This is a genomic window from Rhodococcus sp. P4_F3_2, assembly GCF_056401335.1.
Genome location: NZ_JBFUJN010000008.1, coordinates 283264 through 301976, shown reverse-complemented (window position 1 = coordinate 301976; position 18713 = coordinate 283264). Strand labels below are relative to the sequence as shown.

General features: G+C 62.2%; 24 protein-coding genes and 3 pseudogenes. 4 read left to right on the top strand and 23 right to left on the bottom strand.

The features are described 5' to 3' along the window. The 19 genes and pseudogenes from AC1DWA_RS11745 to AC1DWA_RS11655 all read right to left on the bottom strand — a co-directional run. The gene (locus AC1DWA_RS11745; RefSeq protein ID WP_477846877.1) at window positions 1-333 is read right to left on the bottom strand and encodes a hypothetical protein; all 333 of its coding nucleotides are present in this window, start codon (window positions 331-333) and stop codon (window positions 1-3) included. A 93-nt stretch (window positions 334-426) separates the two neighbouring features. Further along, window positions 427-816, bottom strand: a complete 390-nt coding sequence (locus AC1DWA_RS11740) for a hypothetical protein (RefSeq protein ID WP_151531382.1) — start codon at window positions 814-816, stop codon at window positions 427-429. After that, window positions 813-1130 carry a hypothetical protein gene (locus AC1DWA_RS11735; protein WP_151531383.1) on the bottom strand — a complete coding sequence of 106 codons (318 nt, stop codon included), beginning with the start codon at window positions 1128-1130 and terminating at the stop codon, window positions 813-815. The genes AC1DWA_RS11740 and AC1DWA_RS11735 overlap by 4 nt, the downstream gene beginning before the upstream one ends. Before the next feature lie 167 nt (window positions 1131-1297). Then, a complete protein-coding gene (locus AC1DWA_RS11730) occupies window positions 1298-1630 on the bottom strand; it encodes a hypothetical protein (protein WP_477846876.1) in 333 nt (110 codons plus the stop codon). A gap of 30 nt (window positions 1631-1660) precedes the next feature. Then, complete coding sequence (locus AC1DWA_RS11725; RefSeq protein ID WP_315873481.1) at window positions 1661-1888, bottom strand: hypothetical protein; 228 nt, start codon at window positions 1886-1888, stop codon at window positions 1661-1663. Between the two features lie 83 nt (window positions 1889-1971). Continuing rightward, a complete protein-coding gene (locus AC1DWA_RS11720) occupies window positions 1972-2634 on the bottom strand; it encodes a phage tail tube protein (RefSeq protein WP_151531386.1) in 663 nt (220 codons plus the stop codon). Between the two features lie 101 nt (window positions 2635-2735). Next, complete coding sequence (locus tag AC1DWA_RS11715) at window positions 2736-3185, bottom strand: phage tail termination protein (protein WP_315873480.1); 450 nt, start codon at window positions 3183-3185, stop codon at window positions 2736-2738. After that, a complete protein-coding gene (locus AC1DWA_RS11710) occupies window positions 3185-3418 on the bottom strand; it encodes a hypothetical protein (protein ID WP_151531388.1) in 234 nt (77 codons plus the stop codon). The genes AC1DWA_RS11715 and AC1DWA_RS11710 overlap by 1 nt, the downstream gene beginning before the upstream one ends. A 243-nt stretch (window positions 3419-3661) precedes the next feature. Further along, window positions 3662-4315: a hypothetical protein gene (locus AC1DWA_RS11705; protein ID WP_428691091.1), complete on the bottom strand. Its 654-nt coding sequence runs from the start codon at window positions 4313-4315 to the stop codon at window positions 3662-3664. After that, on the bottom strand, window positions 4290-4778 hold the full coding sequence (locus AC1DWA_RS11700) for a hypothetical protein (RefSeq protein WP_477846875.1): 489 nt from the start codon (window positions 4776-4778) through the stop codon (window positions 4290-4292). Before AC1DWA_RS11700 ends, AC1DWA_RS11705 begins: the two co-directional genes overlap by 26 nt. A gap of 724 nt (window positions 4779-5502) precedes the next feature. Then, window positions 5503-6653 (bottom strand): annotated as a pseudogene (locus AC1DWA_RS11695) (IS3 family transposase). 113 nt (window positions 6654-6766) lie between these two features. Further along, window positions 6767-7039 carry a hypothetical protein gene (locus tag AC1DWA_RS11690; protein ID WP_428691093.1) on the bottom strand — a complete coding sequence of 91 codons (273 nt, stop codon included), beginning with the start codon at window positions 7037-7039 and terminating at the stop codon, window positions 6767-6769. Between the two features lie 327 nt (window positions 7040-7366). Continuing rightward, window positions 7367-7864, bottom strand: coding sequence for a DUF6301 family protein (locus AC1DWA_RS11685; protein ID WP_428691094.1), 498 nt, complete (start codon window positions 7862-7864; stop codon window positions 7367-7369). 84 nt (window positions 7865-7948) lie between these two features. Next, window positions 7949-10870 carry a hypothetical protein gene (locus AC1DWA_RS11680; RefSeq protein WP_428691095.1) on the bottom strand — a complete coding sequence of 974 codons (2922 nt, stop codon included), beginning with the start codon at window positions 10868-10870 and terminating at the stop codon, window positions 7949-7951. Window positions 10871-11386: 516 nt separating this feature from the next. Beyond that, window positions 11387-12034, bottom strand: a complete 648-nt coding sequence (locus tag AC1DWA_RS11675; RefSeq protein ID WP_477846879.1) for an IS3 family transposase — start codon at window positions 12032-12034, stop codon at window positions 11387-11389. Continuing rightward, window positions 11992-12363 (bottom strand): hypothetical protein, encoded by a 372-nt coding sequence (locus AC1DWA_RS11670; RefSeq protein ID WP_477846880.1) that lies wholly within the window; start codon window positions 12361-12363, stop codon window positions 11992-11994. The genes AC1DWA_RS11675 and AC1DWA_RS11670 overlap by 43 nt, the downstream gene beginning before the upstream one ends. After that, window positions 12364-12585 (bottom strand): transposase, encoded by a 222-nt coding sequence (locus tag AC1DWA_RS11665; protein ID WP_428691097.1) that lies wholly within the window; start codon window positions 12583-12585, stop codon window positions 12364-12366. Window positions 12586-12697: 112 nt separating this feature from the next. After that, window positions 12698-13477, bottom strand: coding sequence for a peptidoglycan recognition protein family protein (locus tag AC1DWA_RS11660; RefSeq protein ID WP_151531393.1), 780 nt, complete (start codon window positions 13475-13477; stop codon window positions 12698-12700). A gap of 370 nt (window positions 13478-13847) precedes the next feature. Continuing rightward, a pseudogene (locus AC1DWA_RS11655) lies at window positions 13848-14111 on the bottom strand (integrase core domain-containing protein); the annotation flags it as partial. A gap of 319 nt (window positions 14112-14430) precedes the next feature. Here AC1DWA_RS11655 and AC1DWA_RS11650 point away from each other — a divergent pair. Next, window positions 14431-14625 carry a hypothetical protein gene (locus AC1DWA_RS11650; RefSeq protein WP_151531395.1) on the top strand — a complete coding sequence of 65 codons (195 nt, stop codon included), beginning with the start codon at window positions 14431-14433 and terminating at the stop codon, window positions 14623-14625. Window positions 14626-14701: 76 nt separating this feature from the next. After that, on the top strand, window positions 14702-15262 hold the full coding sequence (locus tag AC1DWA_RS11645; RefSeq protein WP_151531396.1) for an ImmA/IrrE family metallo-endopeptidase: 561 nt from the start codon (window positions 14702-14704) through the stop codon (window positions 15260-15262). Between the two features lie 36 nt (window positions 15263-15298). On the opposite strand, the gene AC1DWA_RS11640 is transcribed toward AC1DWA_RS11645, so the two are convergent. After that, window positions 15299-16042, bottom strand: a complete 744-nt coding sequence (locus AC1DWA_RS11640; protein ID WP_151531397.1) for a hypothetical protein — start codon at window positions 16040-16042, stop codon at window positions 15299-15301. Here AC1DWA_RS11640 and AC1DWA_RS11635 point away from each other — a divergent pair, their 5' ends adjacent. Then, the gene (locus AC1DWA_RS11635) at window positions 16043-16255 is read left to right on the top strand and encodes a hypothetical protein (protein ID WP_428691098.1); all 213 of its coding nucleotides are present in this window, start codon (window positions 16043-16045) and stop codon (window positions 16253-16255) included. Here the strand turns inward: AC1DWA_RS11635 and AC1DWA_RS11630 are convergent. The 3 genes and pseudogenes from AC1DWA_RS11630 to AC1DWA_RS11620 form a co-directional block, all read right to left on the bottom strand. After that, a pseudogene (locus AC1DWA_RS11630) lies at window positions 16159-16512 on the bottom strand (transposase); the annotation flags it as partial. The gene AC1DWA_RS11635 and the pseudogene AC1DWA_RS11630 overlap by 97 nt on opposite strands. 87 nt (window positions 16513-16599) lie before the next feature. Beyond that, complete coding sequence (locus AC1DWA_RS11625) at window positions 16600-16767, bottom strand: hypothetical protein (RefSeq protein ID WP_477916642.1); 168 nt, start codon at window positions 16765-16767, stop codon at window positions 16600-16602. Between the two features lie 220 nt (window positions 16768-16987). Continuing rightward, entirely contained in the window at window positions 16988-17257 is a 270-nt protein-coding gene (locus tag AC1DWA_RS11620) for a hypothetical protein (RefSeq protein WP_151531398.1), read from the bottom strand. Between the two features lie 267 nt (window positions 17258-17524). Between AC1DWA_RS11620 and AC1DWA_RS11615 the strand changes: the two genes are divergently transcribed. Further along, entirely contained in the window at window positions 17525-17905 is a 381-nt protein-coding gene (locus AC1DWA_RS11615) for a helix-turn-helix domain-containing protein (RefSeq protein ID WP_428691099.1), read from the top strand. Window positions 17906-18713 lie beyond the last annotated feature (808 nt).

Below are 18713 nucleotides of genomic sequence, written 5' to 3'. Positions count from 1 at the left end.
CTAATGAGACAATTCCCATTGCGCCGCCAAAATTTTCAATCTTCCGATGATGTCTTCATTGCTCGACATCGAGATATTCACCGTCGCCGGCTGCCCACCGGGAGCCGCCTGGGCCGGGCCGCTACCGCCGCCTGATCCACCGCCCGGCGAACGCGCCGCCAGCATCTTTTGCAAGAAGGACGGATCGGCGTTCAACGCCTGCAGGAACGGGCGGTTTGCCGCGGCCGATCGTGCATTCATCACGAATTCGCCGTCGGAAAGGTAGGCCGGAATCTTGTCGCCGATCGACGATCCCGGCCCCTTGATATCGCCGCCGGTGGCGTAAGCGGGCACATTTCCACTCTGTCGCAAGAAGCTCTGCAGCCTGCTGCTCGCGTCATTACTTTCGTTCATAGTCATATCGATTCGTTTGCCATCGTCTGCGCGTCAGCTCACGAAGACCGACACGAACAGTCCACTGCCGATGGCCTGCCCCGTGCCGTTCTGGTGCAGTCGCACGTCCAGCACATCGCCGGAGCGCAGTACCGGTTGCGCGGTGAGCGGAATGGTGACGGGGATTTCCGCGGCCAGATTCAGGCCGACGGTCAGCGTGAGGCTCGCAAAGGTCTGCACCACAGCACCATCGCGGAGCTGGCGGACAGAGATGGTGGCGTTGTTGGTCGCGGCGCCGGTGACAGTGGCAAACCCCGGCGGTGCGACGAGCTGGACGTCGGTGACGGTGTCGCCGCTGTAGAAGGCCGGGGAATAGACCCCGGCCAGGGTTGTGGTGTCGGCCGCGCCGGCGGCTTGGGCCGGCAGCGTTGCGGAATAGATCATTCGTCCTCCCAGGTGGATCCGGTGAACTGGTCGATGAGGCCTTGCATCGAATCGTCTCGTTGTGCGTCGCGGACGATGTCCACCGCGGTGACCGGTCGGGGCATCGGCGTCATCCGGGGCGGATCGCCACCGGCGGCGGCGATCACCGCGGCCTGCACGCCCTGGAGCGCGTCGATGATCGACAGCAGCAGATAGCTGTCGATGGTGTATCCCTCCGGAGTCGGGCCGGCAGGGTCGGTCTCCACTTCGTACAGGTCGAGTTCAGCCTCGGCTTGTTCGGCGGCGAGCATCTGCTCGGCCAGCTCGCGATCCATCGCCAGCGCCGAGCGATATTGTGAACCGTGCGGCAGTCTGTCTTTGACAGACCAGATCGTGCGCCAATCACGGTTACGAATGGTATGGGGCCCGAAGCATTCCCGGATGTCGATGCCGCGCTCGAGTAAGTCGTAGTCGAGCGCGGCGCCGAAACGTTCCCAGAACTCTACGAGCCCTGCGATCCCCCCGGCAGCTCCGAGGAGCCCTGGCCGAAGAGGTGGGCGTAAAGGTCCTGCTGGAAGGCGAACCACTCGTCGAGCGGCCGATCGGCGAACAGGTCTTCGACGGCTTCGTACTGGTTGCCCAGCACGATGACCATCTGTTCGTCATCGCTGGCGGTCCGGCGCAAGGCCAGGACCTGGCTGCGGGTGACCGGTGCGATCGCGATGTCGTCGGTCAGGCGGTAGGGCACGCGCCTGTGCGGGGCGAGCTCTTGCTGCAGCTCGTAGAAACGACCGCCGACCTCGGTCTGGTCGGCCACTTCGGGTGTGGATGCCATGATGCAGTATCTCCGGGTTGTGTTGTGTTACTAGGACTTCGAGGCGCGGCCGCGGGCCGGCTTGCCGACGGCCTCGACCTCAGCCTTCTCGGCGTGGCCGAGTTTGAAGACCGCGGTGACGTACTCGGTCGCGTTGGCAACGATGTAGTCGTCGACGCCGTCGGTCATGGTGACGGGGTACTCGGTGGGGATGGCGGACACGGTGGACCCGCTTTCTTCTCCGGCAAGAATGGATAAGGAATGTGTGGGGCGTGCCATGACCGGAGACACATGACACGCCCCACGCCCAAGTCCGTGGACCTGGGAGATCGAGAAGCCGTCAGGAGACGGTTGGGGGTGCTTTACGCAGCGTTCGGGATGTTGGTCTGGGTCAGGATCTTCTTCCAGCCCGAGCCGCCGAAGCCATGGGCGATGGCATAGCCTGCGGTGTCGTCCTTGAAGGCGACCATGGTCAGCTTCTGGGCGAGGACCTCGGTGGGGTTCCACTGCTCGCCGCCGTACTTGCTGACCGCGACCTTCGGCAGCACCTTGTAGACGTAGATCGGGTTGGCGTCGTTGCCGTCCTTGCCGATGATGATCGCCGAGTAGTAGGTGATCTCTTCCGAGGCCGGCTGGGCGAAGAAGACTTCACCGGAGGCGGCATTGGCCTTGATCGCCGACAGCGCGGTTCCAGTGGCCAGGTTCAGCGTCAGCGCGGTCGTCTGCTGCGGCTGGAACTCGATAGTTGTGATATCGCTGGTGACGTCGTTGCGCACCGGCTGCAGTTCACCGTAGGACTCGATCGGCGCGGCGGTGATGCCACGAGCGAAGGCGACACCGGTCTTCTTGTCGATCAGGCCGACAGCCTGGTAGGCCGGCGGCAGCGTCTGCAGGGCGCCGGAGGCGTCGGTCAGCGCGGACGGCGCCGGGGTGTAGTGCGGTGCGATGAAAACGGCCGCGTCAAGCGGCTTGAGCAGAAGCGACCGCTGCGCGTTCTTCAGCGCGGTGAGGTTGGTGGCAGGCATGTGTCTCCAATCGAGCGCCCGCGGATGCAGGCATGGTTAACAGAAATCGGCACCGAGTGGCGCCGGTGAAAGCCCCGTCAAGGACGGGATTCACCCACCGCCTACTGGCGGCGAGCTTCGATCGAGAACGCGACCTCGACCATCTGGTTGAGCGGGTCGAGGTCGGGCACCTCGGTGAGACCGCGGCTGCGACGCAGGATCGGCGGATGGAACTTCGGTTCCTCGGCCGCGATCTCCTCGGTGTAGTCGACCAGCACACCGTTGACCCGGTTGGCCGGGGCATCGAGCATCGCCGTTCGGATCTGCACCGAAAGCTGCTGCGCCTGAGCGCGAGTGGTGCCGAAGGCCACCACGCTGACCTTCGCCTTGTAGGTGATCGCGTTGATATCGAGCGTTCCCCCGGTGGTCCGCACCCAGATCAAGGGCAGCTTGGACTGCAGGTCCGCCGAGGTGGCGGGCAAGGTGGTGACGGTGGTCGCGGTCGGGGTGAACAGGTCGACCATGAACTGCTCGAAGTCGGGGAAATCCCCCGGTGCGGGATAGGTCGGCATCACGCTGCTTCCGGCGCCGGGCCGACTGTCACTTCAGCGCCGAGAGCGCCCTCGGGCGCGCCCTCGGAGGTCTCCGGCGGCGGAGTGGCCGCGGCCACTGTCATCGCGACGCCCTGGGCGAGGTCGGACAGCACATTGACATCGGCCTTCAACATCGCGAGTCGCGCGACCACGGCCTGCACTTCGGTTTGGATACGTTCGGCGAGACCGCTGGGATCATCGGAACTGGGCACGAGATTCTCCAAATGTTGGGTTCACGGGTAATCCGTGGAAACGAATAGTTCGGATTCGGTCCGGAGGCATCGACTGCGCTACTGGACCCAGCGGGGTTTCCACAAACCCCGTTCTGGCACTCCGGGTTATAGACCGAGCAGCGGCAGCAACAGCGGAAGGTTCACGCTGAAAGTTTTGAGGACATCGACGACGGCACCGAGCATTTCTCATCACCCCCTTTCACTCTTGCGGGCGGGAGCGCTTCAGCGCACGTGGCTCAGATAGGTTGCGAGTCGGTCGCGCAACGGGTCGTTGGTGAAAGCCGCGCCGTAGGGGGCGGTCTTGATCACGTTGATGGTGGTACTCCGGTCGATCTCCGGGCTCATACGCCTTTCGAGGGTGCGCCATCGTGGCTGTACCAGCTTCGGGGCGTCCTGGCGGCGGCCCTGCGATGCGGAGGACAGGGTCTGCACCACGGTGCTGACCGTGCTGGTCAACGCCGTGGCGGCGGCTCCAGCCGGACCGGTGACGGCGCCGACCATAGATGTGATCGCCGCTTCGCCACCTGCGGAGACGATTTCGTTCCGCGTGCCTTTGTAGATGTTGTACCAGTTGTGCCACTGAAGGAAGGGGAAGAGCGAGCCGACCGGAGCCGTGGAGAGGAAGCCGCCGGCGTCGGTGGGACCGTGTTCATCCTCCACTTCGCCACCTGAAGCGTAGGCCTTCGGATTGATCATCGCTTTGGTCGAACCCTTTAGTGCACTGCTTGCGATCAACGCCCACTGCAGGAAGGGAAGCAGGCGGCCGGGTCGTGAGACCGACAGTGCGCCATCATCATAGCCGGTGCGGCGGCCTTCCCATTCGCCGTCGGCGAAGCGCACGAACTGTGCGTCATCTCGTACATCTTCGAAAGACATTGTCGACCATCCATTTGGTTCCAGGCGATGACTGCGGTCGGTGCGCATTGAGCAGCGCGGCGAGCCGGTCGCAGTAATCGCCAGTTCGGTATTTGACGTTGTGGGTGCCGCCACGGACGTAACCGTCCATTAGCGCGGCGGCCTGAGACCACAACTGCCAGTGGCAGATCGGGTCACGCCACCAATCCCGGTGGTTCAGCTCCCAGCGGTTGCCGCGGATACATTCGGCCAGTGCGCTCCCCCACCCGTCCAGGACGGTGAAGCTGAAAGTCGACATGGTGTCGGCAAGCGCGCGAAGCGGCGAATCGGCAGGGCAGCAGTTGATTCCATCGGCGCGTTGGTCTACTTCCCAGGTGGTGATGTCCTCGGGCCAGCGATCGTACTGACCGTTGATCCCGAAACCCATCGCTCTCGGGCCGATCGAATCCCCTTCTGCGCGCCGTGGGTTCGCGATCTCGCTCACCACTCGACCTCGCGGTCCGGATACTCCCCTCGGGCCTTTGCTTCCAGGAACCGAGTGACCACGATGGCGCCGAGGCTGTAGCCGAGGATCCCACACGGTTCGGGGTTGCGCGGATTTCCGCGACCAGCGCCTGAACGCCCATCGCGACCGACTGTTCCTCGGAGCAACCGGCAAAGAGGTTCTGCGGATTGGCGGGACCGACACTGGCCGGGGTAGTGAATGTCGGGGCCGATCAGGTACTTGCTGTTGTGGAGGCGGCGCGTGATTCACGAGCGCATATTCACCGGTGCGCCTCGCACACTCTTTGGTGCCGCGACACGTCAGAACACCCCCGGAGTCGAGGGGAATGCTCCGGGGGCGGGACTGTGACGCCCCTGCGCTGCGACGACGTCTGCGACCGCGGACCACCCGCGGGAGACGGGCGCGCAAGGGGCGGGCATGCGAAGCGCTCTTAACCCGCTTTCAACCAGATAGTGTTCGGGGGCGAACCGCATGGGCTGGGAGTGACGGGCTGTCAGCACCGTCGAGATTGTTGTAATCGAGAGGTGAGAAACATTGGAAGGAGTTCCGATTCGTTTCTTGCCTGTGGCTCAAGCCTACAACGGGGTGTGTGACAACTGGCCGGAAAACGACCAACAGTGCAGGTAAATAGCGGTTTGAACCGCCCCGGGGTTTCCGGAGGCTTTGATGTACCCCCAGTTCCATGGAGCCGTCATATTTGATTTCAGGCTACGGGTTGACGCGTGAAGTGTACGTTCTCGAACTCGATCGGTGTCAGCATCCCGAGGGCACTGTGCCGACGTTGGCGATTATGGAAGATCTCGAGGTACTCGAACATGGCGTTGGCCAATTCGATTCTCGTTTTCCATCGTTTCCGGTTTAGAAGCTTGGTTTGCATTCTGCCCCAAAATGATTCGATGACGGCATTGTCATAACAATCGCCGATCGATCCCATCGACGGGATCAGGCCTGAGTCGTGGGCCCTACGGGTGAACGCCCACGATGTGAACTGGACTCCGTGGTCGGAATGAATCAAAGTACCGGGCGTTGGGCCCCTATTCGAAATTGCCATTCCCAGAGCGTTCGTCACCAACGTCGCAGTCTGAGAACTGTCGATCGACCAACCAACGACCCGCCTCGAAAACGTATCCAAGACAACAGCGCAGTAGATTTTACCTTCGCGCGTGGGATGTTCCGTAATATCCGTGACCCACAGTTTGTTCGGCTCGTCGCGAGTGAATTTACGGTCGACGAGATCGCTTGCGGTCGGGGTCTGATGCTTGGAGCGCACACGTCTATTTCCCGGAAGTCCTTTCACACCAGCGGTTCTCATCAACAACTCGACGCAGCCGTGTCCAACAGCAATACCGTGACCAAGGGTGAGTTCAGCGTGAACTCGGCGGGCACCGTAGGTGCCATGCGAGGCGGTCTGAACCTCGGTGATGAGCTGGGTCAGCCAGGCATGTCGCAGTGAGCGTTCGGAGGGTGGCCGGTTTCGCCACTCGTAGAAACCGGACTCCGACACCTCCAGAACTCGGCATGAGGTCTGTACCGGTAGTCCTTCCTTGGCCATCACTTCGATCGCTTCGAACCGCCTTTTGGGAGCACCACCGACTTCAGCAGTTCCGTGGAGCGTTTAGCAATGGCAAGTTCAGTTTCCAATTCCGCGATACGACGACGGGCGGCGGCGAGTTCAGCGCTCTCGATCGAGCTCAACCCAGGCTTCTGGCCGGTATCGATGAGCTCCTGGTTACGCCAGTTGTAGATGGTCTGTTCGGTGACATCGAGACCCGAGGCGACCTCGGCGACCGTGCGTCCTGACTTCAACAGGTCGAGAACTTTTCGGCGGAACTCGGGTGGATAACGTCTGGGCATCGTAAACCTCTCTCGGGTGCATCAATGCCTGAAGTAAAACAAACGAACTCCGGAAAACTCGGGGTACATCACTTCATTCCTCTGGGAAGAATGGAGTCATGTCATCAGGGACGTCAAAGAGGCACCCGTCGGAGCTGCGTGATCGGGCAATGCGGATGGTCGCCGAGATCCGCCACGAACACTGCTCGGGGTAAGCAGCAATCGAGACCGTCGCAGGCAAGCTCGGGATAGGTAGGGCTCAGACGCTCCATAACTGGGTCTGAAAGGCGCAGGCCGATTCGGGGCAACGCGCCGGCGTGACCTCCGACGCTGCGGCCGAGTTGCGCAAGTTGCGGGCTGAGAATCGAGAACTCCAGCGGCCAACGAGATCCTGAAGTCTGCATCATGAATCGACCTTCTTCGCGGCGGAGCTCGACCGCCAACGCAAGTGACCGTCGACTACATCGACAGCCACAAGGAGGAGTCCGGCGTCGAGCCGATCTAATGAGATCGGTAACCGGGCCGGCACCGGACTTCTCGAGTCGATACGAGTTCGAACATCATCGACTTTACGTCGCGACGAAGCCCACGAGAATGAGGACCTCGCTACCCTCCCACTCGCCCGAATCACCGAGTAACTAGCCGCCATTCGATGTGAGTGGCCCAATTCGCGTGAGGAGCGCGCAAACCTGCTCCCGCACCGGATGCGATCTCGCCGACCTCGATCGCTAGTCCTAGTCCTCGTCCTCGTCCTCGTACTCCGGCTCGGGCTCATCCACCCATGCCTGATACCCCGGACTCGTCAGTCGCAGGTGGATCGCGCTGGGGCTCATACTGAGTATGACGACCACTTTGGGCAGGTCCCACCGGATAGTTGCCTCAGGTCCGGGCTCGGAGTACGTGGGTATCGGAAGGACGGAATTCAGTGCCGCAGTGAGATTCGCGAACCCTGCGTTCCGCAGCGGGCGCACCACTGTCATGGGCGTAGCATCATCTGCCACGTCCGTGACGAAGATCGAGATCCAATCCATTCTGTGTTGCCGCCCAAACATGTTCGCCTTCGGCCGACTGACATGCAGGTTCGTCCTTATCGAGGCGCCAGCATGCCTGAGTTCGACGAGCTCCCATCCAGCCTGTGCGCAGAAGGGTTCCAGGTCGTCGACGGCCCAGGTCCAGTCGAATTCTGCGGCGAGGCGGGCGATCCGGGTGGCGCCTTCGATGTCGACGTGCATGTGTGGATGCTACTTCCTTCTTGATCGTTGTTGACGACGGCCCAATCGCGGGGGCCGTGGAGGTGAGGGCTGGCGGGTTGTCGGTTATCGGATGCCAGCACCGTAGGTCAGCACCCTGCCAGCCTCGCGTGGGTCGACATCCGTGACGGCCGGTTGGGGCATGCTGATGTTGACGACCATCGATTGGTCGACCTTCTTGTCGGTGTTCGCGGGCCATGCGAGGCCGGCGAGGGGCGCGAGGGCGGGCAACGCCAGCGCGGTCCACACGTTCAGGTTGTTCAGGTTGTTCAGGCCTGACGACATCAGGTCGGTGATCCATTGTGGTGCCGCGATCGGCGTCGCGCCCACACCTGCTGCTGGTGCCGGCGTGAGGGCGGTCCCGGGTTGTTTGAGGTGGAACGACTTCGCGGTGCCCGGATCGAACCGGTAGGCGGTGATCTTGTTGGTTCCGGGTTCGGTATGGACCAACACGTAGTCGAAGTCCTCGCCGTCCAGGAGTCTCTGTGCCAAGCGCGGGTCGTAGTCACGCAGAGCCTGCAGCGCTTCGGAGTCCTTGCGCAGGAATTCGTCCTGCGCATAGGGCAGGGTCCCCTGCTCGACTTTGATCTCCCCACCGACACCGGTCTCCACACCACGAGGACTGAGACTGTTGGGCTTTCTCCCGCCCTTGTACTCCAACAGGACAACTCTTTTGTTGCCTGCGGCGTCGGTGATTACCCCGACCCGGTCCGCAGTGTATTGACCGGAACCCTTGTGGATGATGTCGATTCCGGCTTTCTCGGCAAAGTAGTCGCCGCCGATCTCACCCCGAAGCTCGGATAAACCATCGACCGCGCCTTTCTGGCGGCTCAGATCCTTCGCGAGAATACCGAGCCTTTCGACATCAATCTCCCCTGACTGGTTGCGTAGATTCTCGAGAGTTTTCTCGATTTTCTTTTTCGAGAGGTCGCCGATGGTGAGTTCACGGAAGGTGCCATCTTCTTTCTTGATCATCATGTCTTTGATCAAGCCCTTGAGCTCGAGATCGGCTTGAACGCGCGCGGCTTTTTCGAGGTTTTGCCATACGTTTATTTCGTCGAGCATGTATTGTTCGTACTCAGGCAAGTCAGTCGTGATGGTTTTGATTGGTGCGTCGCGGAGTTCACCCCGCATCACGACCTTCGACGGCACCTTTGCCTCGGGCGGCATTCCGGCAAATCTCTTTGTTATCTCGTCGACCCAGTAGACGACACCATTCGCAGTTTGCCTTTCCTCGACTCCCGGCGGCGGCGTTGATCGAACCCTAGTACCATTTCCGTGTTCACCGAGGCCGCGGCGCGGCATGGTCGCGCGGGGGTTTTTCGTTCCCGGAACGGTGGGTGACCACTCGTCCCACGTCTGCAAACCCCATTCGTCGAATTGGGCTTGGGGATTCCGGATGCCGGGACCACGTGGGATAGTGCGTGGTGGCGCGACCGCCACGGGGGCCTCGATGCCGGGGGTGTGCCAGGGCAGCTCCTCGGGTTTCGGGTAGTCCACGATGCCGGGGCGAGAACCAACCGATGCGCCGTCGGCGGGGAAGGACTTGGGTCCGTCCGGGATCAGCAGTGCCCCACCGGGTAACGCTCTGATGGGGTCCGCACCGGGTAAGGCTCTGGTGGGGAACTGGGAAAGCCCGATGGTCGTTTGTGCGGCAACTTCGGCTTCGGCGGCTGTCAGCGCCTTGGGTGCAGCCTCGAGTCCTTTCTCGGCCCAGTTCGCGATACCGGTGCCTACCTTGCGGATCCCGCGCCCGGCCGCGCGTGCGATCATGGTGCCGACACCCGGGACGAAGGTCAGAACCGCCATCGTGCCGCCCCAGGCGGCTTGCCCCAAATTGCCGTCGTCGATACCCTCGGCGAGGTCGTTGAGGCCGGTGAGGTCACCGACCAGATTGTGGAAATCTTCCCCCCGTTGAGCCAGCTTGGAGGACTCACTGAGTTTCGGCTCGTACGGGGTGTCGTCGCGGGTCAGTGATGTGGTCGGGTCGGTCGGATACGACCTGGGTGTGTTCTCGAGTTGTTTGGCCTGTGCGGGAGACAGGAGTCCGATCTCGGCGTGGGCGAGTCGATTGCGGGCGGCAAAGGACCGTTGAGCGATCTCATTCTGCGCCTGCGCAGGGCTCAGGCCCTGTTCGAGTAGGCTCTTGATCTTCGGGTCGTCGACCGGCAGGCATAGGACCTGTGCCGCGATCTGATCGTTGTCCTGTTGCTGCTTGGTATAGGCATTCTTCTGGAGCCGTTGCTGGGCATTACTACGCAACTGAGTGCTGCGCTCGTCCAAAGTGCCTGTCGTCGAGGCCAAACTCAGGTCGTTCGCCAGCTGCGCCGCACTGTAGTCGAGCCCGGGCACCACGATGCTGCCGTCAGTGAAGGCAGGCAGCGCGGATTGATCCCAGTGCGCCTCCAGTCGTGCGGTCGCAGCTTGGCGGGCGGCCGCCTCCGCCGCTAAACCGGCAGCGGTGTACGGGCCCTGCACACGAGGACCGTTGAGCAAGGCCAGATCCCGGTCGCGGTCGGCGGTCGTGTACGCCGCGTCCGTGGCGAACAGCCCCGCCATTTGCTCGGGTGATATAGCCAACCCCGGCGGAGCGGACTGGACGGGCGGGCTCCCGTTGGGCAGGGCGACCGTGGTCGTCTCTCCGATCAGGCCGTTCGCCAGCCTGACCTTATCTATCTGGACGGTGGTGCCGCTGGGCAAGGTCACCGGCTGGCCTGCGGGTGTCGTGTCCTTCCGAAACGACAGCAAGTCCTCCGGACCACCGGGCGTCGGCGGCTGCTGCGGTTGGCTCGCCGGTCCCTGCACCAACATCAGGTCCGCCAAGTTCTGCTGCTCCTCGGTAAGAGGCGCCGGGGTAGCGGGCGAAGTCGGCCGATTGACCAGCGGGGAGACGGGGCCGATGAAGCCGGGCTCGCCGGGCTTGAGCGCGGTCGGGCGTTTAGCTGGTGCCATGCGATTCGCTGGTGCCTTGCGTTTAGCTGGTGCCATGCGTATACCTCGGTGTTTCATGAAAGAGGCCGCACCCCAGGGTGGGGAGCGGCCGAAAGGGGGCGGAAAGGAAAGCGCGGTACCCGTTCGAAGGGGTATCTACCGGTACGGTGTCGATGCAATGTCGGCCTTTTGGAGCGCGGTGCACTCAAGAGGTGAAATGGGTTGACAGCCAGGCTCATTCGCCCAAACACGGCAGGTCCGGCAATGAAGAGTGGACGTGAGAAAGCCCAAGCAGCCTGCGTCGGGAACGCGGTCTGGGCAATGTGATTCATGGCCAGTCGAAGTGTTCTCGAACCTCGATCGGTCACCACGGACCACCTCACACCGAGAGCATCAGCCTATTGGGTGTTTTGTGACAGTCCTACGGAAAGCGACCAACAGTGCAGGTAGAGCATTATTTCGGTGAACGTGCTGCGGCAGGCCGCGCAGCCGGTCTGTGCGCAGCGGGATTGCCCCGGGTTTGGTTGACTTCTTGACCTGCCCTAAGGTTCATTACCCCTGCCGATGTGAAGATCAAGCCGGAACGGATAGGTTCTCGAAGCGTAACTCGTACTCGATCGGCGACACATGATCGATCTGCGAATGCCGCCTCTGACGGCTGTAGAAGATCTCGATGTAGTCGAAGATCGCGCTCGCCAGATCGAGTCGGGTCCGCCATTTCTTCCGGTTCAACAACTCGATCTGCATCGACGACCAGAACGATTCCATCATCGCGCTGTCATACCCATCTCCGATCGTCCCGAACGAGGGCAACAGGCCCGCAGAACGGATCTGTGAGTAAATGCCCAGGACGTGAACTCCCGCTCCACGATCGGCATGCACAATCCCGCCGGGAGGCGGTTTGCGATTCTTGATCGCCATGTCCAAGGCATTCACTACCAGGGTCGAATCCTGGCAGTTATCGATCGACCAACCGACGATCTTCCGGCTGAACGTGTCCTTCGCCGCACAGCAGTACACTTTTCCTTCACGGGTCGAATGCTCCGTAATATCGTTGACCCACAACTTATTTGGCGAGAGACGATGAAACTTCCGGCGCCCGAGATCGTCGGCCGTCGCGATGCCCTTCAACCGCGTGACCTTCGCAGAACCAGGCAAGCCGACGATGCCGGCGGTCCTCATGAGTTCGGCGACGAGGTTCTCACTGACCACGATGTCCATACCGTGCGTGAACTCCGCATGCACCCGGCGGGCCCGTAGGTTTGCCGCGAAGCCGTGTGGACTTCGCGGATCAACCCGGTAAGCCGCTGACGGCGCATCCGTGTCGGTGACATCGGCCGGGTCTTGTACATGTAGTAGCCGGGGCTGCTGACGCCGAGAAGTCGGCAGCAGACCTCTACCGGGTGCCCGACGTCGACGAGGGAGTCGATCCACCGGGTGAATCCCTTTGGGGCAGAGCGGTTCTCTCCGAACAGTGTCGCAGCGGTGCGGAGGATTTCGACCTCGGCTTCGAGTTGCCGGATGCGCTTGTTCGCATTCGACAACTGCACCTATTCTGTTGTCGTGAGCCCGGCCCGTTCGCCCCGCTCGACTTGATCTTGGCGCACCCACTTGTGGAGCGCAGCGGCGCTGATGGCGAATTCGATAGCGGCGGTGGTGATCAGTTTTCCGGCACGGACGAGTGCTACGGCTCGGAATCGGAACTCCGGCGGATAACGGTCGTGGCATGGACCGAAGCCTTTCAGCGAGGCCTGATCTTCACACCTGGGCATGAGCGGGCCCGAGAGCGGGACCTGGGCGCCCCCGGGCGGCGTCTGCGACCGTGGACTTACACGGGAGACGGGCGCGCAACGAGGCGTGCGCGCGGGTGGGCCACGTGGGGGGTTAGGGCGCGGGCGGGATGAAGCGGCTTTCGAACCTGTCCAACCGGCCGATGACGTCAGCGAGGGCGTCGACCAGGGTGTGGCCACCGAGCTGCGGCCAGCCGGCGTACTGGCCCAGGTCACGTTGGTCCAGGCCGCACAGCTGTTCGCGGATGTCCTTGACATCGCTGCTGATCGGGCCGCAGAACTTGGTGATGAAGTCCTGGAGCTGGGTGACTTCTGAGGCGCTCATAGGCGCGTCCTTTCTCTCAAGGAGGGCCGCTACGTCGCGGCGGAATTCGTCCATGTCGATGCCGGCGGGGTCGATTTTTCCCTCTCGGCTGTACTCCCGGTGGGCTACGCAGTCATCGGCGGTGCGGCCGATGCGGCCCAGAATGGCGGCGCAGCCGCGTTTGTAAGCGTCGAGCTGGGCTGGGGTCCAGTCGGTTCCGTCGCCGCGGGAGACGGCTTCGATGCCGATCACGTGGTAGTTGGCGTTGTCGGCGGGCCAGCCGGGCCAGGAGCCGCGACCGGCGTGCCAGCAGACGCCCGCGGCGATGACGCGGAAGGTGCCGTCACGCTCCAGCACCAGCTGGGCGAGGGGCCCGTCCAGGTCGGGTCGGCCGTACTGGACGATGCGCCAGTCCTCGGTGCCGCCGCCGGCGGTGTGGTGGCACAGCACGCCGCGAAGGTCGCGGAAGTCGCCGTGGCCCCGATCGCGCCATCCTGCATGCTCGATTACCCGCAGGCCGGCCGCGCGCAGCACGTCGGCCAGCCAGATCGGGTCTCCGGTCCAAGACATCGGGTATTTCCTTTGCTGTAAATATTCGTTTGCTGGGACATTCGGTGGGCATGCATGCACTGAAGGTGTGGAAGAGGGCGTGACTCCGCGGGCCAGCCAGGAAAGTGACTCCGACTCGGTGGAGGGAGCCAAGGAAGCGAATGATGTTGGCAGACGACGGCACAAACACCGTATGACGGCGATGACATCGAAATATGTCGCTATACAACAGATTTGCATCCACACCATCCGACGGTCCGAGCCTATCAGCGGGTCCGTGACGAATCCGCCGAAACTGGCCAACACCCCAGGTAAATAGCCATTTTGAATCGTCCCGGTGAGTCTGGCGACTTACGAGTTTGAGAACTCAGCGACGGACTGAGATCGGTGATCACGGTAGTGGAGGTCCTCGTACTCCGCGGGGCGGCAGGTCGCCGCAGTGCTCGTATAACCTGCGGTGGTTGAACCAGTCGACCCATTCAAGGGTGGCGATTTCGACCTGGTCAACGGTCCGCCGCGGGCCCTGGGCCTTGATCAGTTCGGTCTTGTAGAGGCCGTTAATCGATTCGGCGAGCGCGTTCTCGTACGAGTTGCCGGTAGCGCCGATCGAGGCATCGATACCGGCATCGAAGAGGCGTTCGGTAAAGGCCATAGAATCCCCTGAGATGGTGGGAATCGGGTAGGGCATCACCGGCCCCGGTCATGGGTGTTCAGTTCCCTCAGCGAGGGTGGGCCGTCGCGAAGTGGTGAACGAATTACCTACCAAAGTGACTCAATCCAAGGAGCTACGCTCTCCCCAGATGAAGTCTCCGGACTCACCGGGGCGATTCACTTCCAGAGTGCCGGAACCGCCGTCACACCGCCCCGATCGCAGGGGAAAGACGACCCTTGGCCGGATCCGTCAACCTGTGACCCGGCTGGAGGGCAACCCGGCCCGTGCTCGCGCCGCAGGGACGAACGGTAATCTCGCATTTATGACATACGAGTTGGACCCGCAGACCCCCGACGAGTTCGATGGTGACATCACCTCGACCTTGGATTCGGGGCTGGCAGGTACGGCCGGCTACCACGGGCGATCAAACGGCATCCCCCCACGGGTCGGTGATTTGTCCGACCTGACCGAGGACGACAAGCGCCTTTACGACGAGTTTCTGGCCACTCTGAGGTAACGGCGGCAACATACGCACGAATCCAGCAACCCATGAGGTCTCCATCGATCCAATTTCGAACGAGGTATGAGCAGGAATGGCCAGCCGTAGGGCCAACAAACGCTACGACGCGCGCGTCCAGGCGGCGAAACTTGACATCACAATCGGCCATGTCGGCTTCGCAGCACCGATCGTCATCTGGCAACCCAAGTCCCGGGCGATACTAGTCACCGCGGACCTGACCACAGTGGATCGTCGAGAAGCGCTCGCCCACGCGCTCGCGCACGCGCAACTGGAGCACTCGGAGACAGTCCGAAAAGCACGTGCCGGCCGCGAATCTCGTCAGAGGGTGGAACTCCGCGTTTACGAGCTGGCGTGTCGCAACCTGATTCCTATTGCGGATCTCAGAGATGCGCTCGCGCGTTATACCAGCGTCGAGGACGCTGCCGACTGGCTGCAGGTGAGTCCCGATACGGTGTGCTATCGACTCCACCACCTGTCGCGAAAGGAACGGCGAGTGCTGCCCCCGGGCATCGTGGATCGTCTCGACTGGTATGCAGACGCGAAGTACCCGCTGCCGGTCAGCTGCATCTGGACCAACTCCGCGCCGCTGCCCGCATACCGGAAGCTACCTGAGGTCCTCAGAAAACTTCGGTAGTCTCAATTACAGATGATTCCTGAAATCTGTTGCCAATCAGGCTGATCCGCGATAGTCCCCCTGCGGCAGCTCACAGAGTTCGATCACGTCGCCCAGCCGGTACACGGTGCCGCTTCCTACTACATGGCCAGTCAGCTTGCCTCGACGGGCCCACTGCCTGATCCGCTCGGCGGAGATACGGTCACCGGAGCTGTCGGACAGCAGCCGCGCGAGTTGAGCCGCGGTACCCATGATTTCGCGCGCCTGGTCCAACATTTCACGGCGGCGACGCCGCACCGCGACGACGGTCCCACAGCCCTCGCATCGGACGAGGTCGGCATCGGACTGCGCGGAGAGTCCCCGGCCGCACTCACAGTTGCCAACACGGACACGAGATTCCGGGCGGTCGATCGTTCGGTATCCCAACCGAATAGCCCTGGACAATGCGGAATCCAATCCGACGAGGGCATCCGAGTCATCGGGCATCGGGGGTAGGTGACGGATGAGGAACTGGCACTGCTCTCTGGCGGTGACCGGAGCACGCTGCGCGATGGCAGCCGAGACCTTCGCGGCATAGTTGGTCAGCACCCCCGCGATGTCTCGGTGCGCTTTCGCGGCACCGCTATTGAACGGCAGGACCTGCTCAGCTCTCGTCGTGCGCACATACCCCAGCGAATCCGCGGAGGTGATGGCATCTGTGCGACTGAGAGTGATATCGAGTTCCGCCAACAGCGTTGGGACGACCTCGAGAGCCGCCATGACAGCGGCGCGACGCTCAGAGGTGAGATGTTCGGTGTACATATGACCTTCTTGACTAGAGCCTGTCCACTACTTGCGGACACGATGATGAATGAGGAGCGCTGCGACAAGTACGCCACCGTGGTAAGTGATGGCGTACTTGTCGTAGCGGGTTGCGATGCCGCGCCATTGATTGAGACGGCCGAAGCCGCGCTCGACGGTATTGCGTTCGCGGTAGCAGTCCTTGTCGAACGCGGGCGGGCGACCACCTTCTGACCTTTGGCCTTGCGGCGTTCCTTCTGATCGGCGCGTTCGGGGATGGTGTGCGCGATCCTCCGTTTCCGCAGGTGTTTTCGTGTGTTCGGATGCGAGTACGCCTTGTCCGCCAGCAGGCGAAACGATCTGGTGTCGTGCGTTCGGTGCGCCTCGAGCGGTGGGGCCAGGTACGGGTTGTCGCCGGCCTGGCCAGGCGAGAGCATCAGGGTCAGCGGACAGCAGCACGTGTCGGTGGGAGCGTGAACCTTCGTGTTCAGGCCGCCGCGTGACCTGCCGAGGGCGTGATCGGCGGATTCGTTGGCCAGATTCTTGTCATTCGATCGAGCCCCCTGTGTAGGCGTCGGTCAGCTGCTCCCGCCGCATGCTGGTGGGCGCGGACGATCGTCGAGTCGACCGGAAGCAGACGCGAGGCGCGTCTCGTCCTCGGGTGCCAAATCACGGACTGCTGCGAGCATTCGCGCGTAGGTTCGTAGCCTGAACAGCAGCGATGGCGTTCCCAGATCGACTGCCACGCACCGAAGTGGTCGGGGACGTCACCCCACGGTGACCTGTTCGGAACCTTTACACGATCCCTTCCAGGGTCAGCCGATGGTCATTCCACGGGCGACACCGTCGGCCTGACGGTGTCGGGAACATGGAGTCGATCACGGCCCACAGGTCGTCGGAAATCTCATCGGCACACAACACCGGGGCAGCATCGCGCATCGAGCCGCGAGATTTAGCAGACACGCTCTAGGCGATCAGATCCAGCGCCGCCGCGGGTTGCTGCGGGTTGTATCGGACATACACGACTCCCGCGCGCACCTCCGACTCGAAGCCCGGACCGAACGCGGCCGCCATTCCTGTACGGAGACGATGTTTGGTGGAGTGCGGGTATCGCGTCGGCCACGGATACATCGCCCACCGCCCAGGATGCCTGCGCAACTCTTCGGCAAACTGCCGATTCTCGCGTTCACGGGCACGAGTCTGCGGAGGAGGCAGCTGGACAGCGTTGGTGGACATGAGATTCCTTCTGGATGCACAGCGCAAGTCGGGGATAACCGGTGCAACCTGGACGGGCACCAGCCCTCGCGACAGCGACGTCGCGGGGCGCGACGCAGCACCCAGATTACAATGGCACGTGCAATCTGTGCAATAGATACCAACCGCCCGGGACGAGAAAGTCACCCTGGACGCAGTCTATTACCCTCCTCACCAGGCGTTTGAACAATTTAATTCGAAGATGCAATAGATGTGTGTAATTGTTGGTAATGGTATAGAATCGGATGCATGAGCAATCGCCAAAGTGCCCCGGTACCCAAGGAGGTCAGCGAGGCGATCCGCAGCATGAGACAGGCCAAGGGGCTGTCTCGTGCTGCTGCTGCACGAGCAGCCGGGGTCAGCGTCAGCCTTTGGACGCAGGTCGAATTGGGAACCCAGTACAAAGGCGAGAAGAAGGTCGATGCCCGAACCACAGCGCACACACTCCAGGCCATGGCCGAGGCCGTGGGGGCGGATCCTGTGCCATTGCTGCGCAAGACTGGATTGGACAGGCCCGCGACCGGCACCCCATCAACTTCGCGTCCGCAGCCCCTGCTCGACTTGACTGGATTGTCGAACGAGGACCTAGGCATGGTCGCCGCGTTCGTCGCTGGCCTCAGGGCGCGCTGAATTTCCTACAGTAACTACAAGTTTGTTGTATACAACATGCAATTCATGTTGTAGCCTAACGCGGTGAACGATCAACCACCTTGCCTTGGACTACCCGGATTCCTGCACCACAAGGACACGAGCAGCTGGCAGGTACTGCCGGCAACCATCGCTGCGAAGGCGCTGTGTCAGGACAGATGCCCTCGCGACATCTTCCTGGCTTGCGCACGTTCAGCTTTGACCGCCGGAACTTGCTATGGGGAAGAAGAGCCGCGCGTCGCTGACGGCGTGGTTATGGCGGGAATCGTCTGCCGCGGCGATGCCCTGACCGAGAAAGCACTCCGCCGCGCAATCAAGCAACTCGAGCAAGCGCCAACGGCGCGCCCTACCCATTGCCGGAATTGCCACAAGCCTATGACCACGCGCCGTCGCAAGCTTTTCGGCCACGTCGTCCATGAAGGGGGCGGAATGTGCACGGGGTGCCGCCGTGCTGAGCAACGATCGGCATGACTCGACGCACGGTGCAGCACTTGCGATCACAAGCTTCCGTGGCCATGCTGTTGGGCGCCCATGCCCTTTCTGGCCCCGCTATGCGGAGGTATCCGAATCACGAAGGTGCGATCAAGAACTGGGTCATCGCCATAGGTTTGATTACTGCGCCACTCATTATTTCGCCGGCGTCACCTCAGACCTATCCGTAGGGCTCAAGCTCTCGTCGTCATCGTTTACTCCGTGTACATCACACTCGCCGGATACGTGATCTGAAAGATGCCGCGTCGCTAGCAAGAGATGCCGCCCCGTCGACAACGGGGCGGGTGAGGCCTGGGCG

Bases quoted from the DNA above. Each gene is read 5' to 3' on its own strand.
- AC1DWA_RS11680 (WP_428691095.1), bottom strand. From the start codon at position 10,870: ATGGCACCAGCTAAACGCAAGGCACCAGCGAATCGCATGGCACCAGCT.
- AC1DWA_RS11660 (WP_151531393.1), bottom strand. From the start codon at position 13,477: ATGTCTTGGACCGGAGACCCGATCTGGCTGGCCGACGTGCTGCGCGCG.
- AC1DWA_RS11665 (WP_428691097.1), bottom strand. From the start codon at position 12,585: ATGCCCAGGTGTGAAGATCAGGCCTCGCTGAAAGGCTTCGGTCCATGC.
- AC1DWA_RS11650 (WP_151531395.1), top strand. From the start codon at position 14,431: ATGACATACGAGTTGGACCCGCAGACCCCCGACGAGTTCGATGGTGAC.
- AC1DWA_RS11705 (WP_428691091.1), bottom strand. From the start codon at position 4,315: ATGTCTTTCGAAGATGTACGAGATGACGCACAGTTCGTGCGCTTCGCC.
- AC1DWA_RS11740 (WP_151531382.1), bottom strand. From the start codon at position 816: ATGATCTATTCCGCAACGCTGCCGGCCCAAGCCGCCGGCGCGGCCGAC.
- AC1DWA_RS11675 (WP_477846879.1), bottom strand. From the start codon at position 12,034: ATGGACATCGTGGTCAGTGAGAACCTCGTCGCCGAACTCATGAGGACC.
- AC1DWA_RS11715 (WP_315873480.1), bottom strand. From the start codon at position 3,185: ATGCCGACCTATCCCGCACCGGGGGATTTCCCCGACTTCGAGCAGTTC.
- AC1DWA_RS11690 (WP_428691093.1), bottom strand. From the start codon at position 7,039: ATGATGCAGACTTCAGGATCTCGTTGGCCGCTGGAGTTCTCGATTCTC.
- AC1DWA_RS11725 (WP_315873481.1), bottom strand. From the start codon at position 1,888: ATGGCACGCCCCACACATTCCTTATCCATTCTTGCCGGAGAAGAAAGC.
- AC1DWA_RS11730 (WP_477846876.1), bottom strand. From the start codon at position 1,630: ATGGCATCCACACCCGAAGTGGCCGACCAGACCGAGGTCGGCGGTCGT.
- AC1DWA_RS11685 (WP_428691094.1), bottom strand. From the start codon at position 7,864: ATGCACGTCGACATCGAAGGCGCCACCCGGATCGCCCGCCTCGCCGCA.
- AC1DWA_RS11620 (WP_151531398.1), bottom strand. From the start codon at position 17,257: ATGTCCACCAACGCTGTCCAGCTGCCTCCTCCGCAGACTCGTGCCCGT.
- AC1DWA_RS11735 (WP_151531383.1), bottom strand. From the start codon at position 1,130: ATGGATCGCGAGCTGGCCGAGCAGATGCTCGCCGCCGAACAAGCCGAG.
- AC1DWA_RS11645 (WP_151531396.1), top strand. From the start codon at position 14,702: ATGGCCAGCCGTAGGGCCAACAAACGCTACGACGCGCGCGTCCAGGCG.
- AC1DWA_RS11640 (WP_151531397.1), bottom strand. From the start codon at position 16,042: ATGTACACCGAACATCTCACCTCTGAGCGTCGCGCCGCTGTCATGGCG.
- AC1DWA_RS11720 (WP_151531386.1), bottom strand. From the start codon at position 2,634: ATGCCTGCCACCAACCTCACCGCGCTGAAGAACGCGCAGCGGTCGCTT.
- AC1DWA_RS11615 (WP_428691099.1), top strand. From the start codon at position 17,525: ATGAGCAATCGCCAAAGTGCCCCGGTACCCAAGGAGGTCAGCGAGGCG.
- AC1DWA_RS11635 (WP_428691098.1), top strand. From the start codon at position 16,043: ATGACCTTCTTGACTAGAGCCTGTCCACTACTTGCGGACACGATGATG.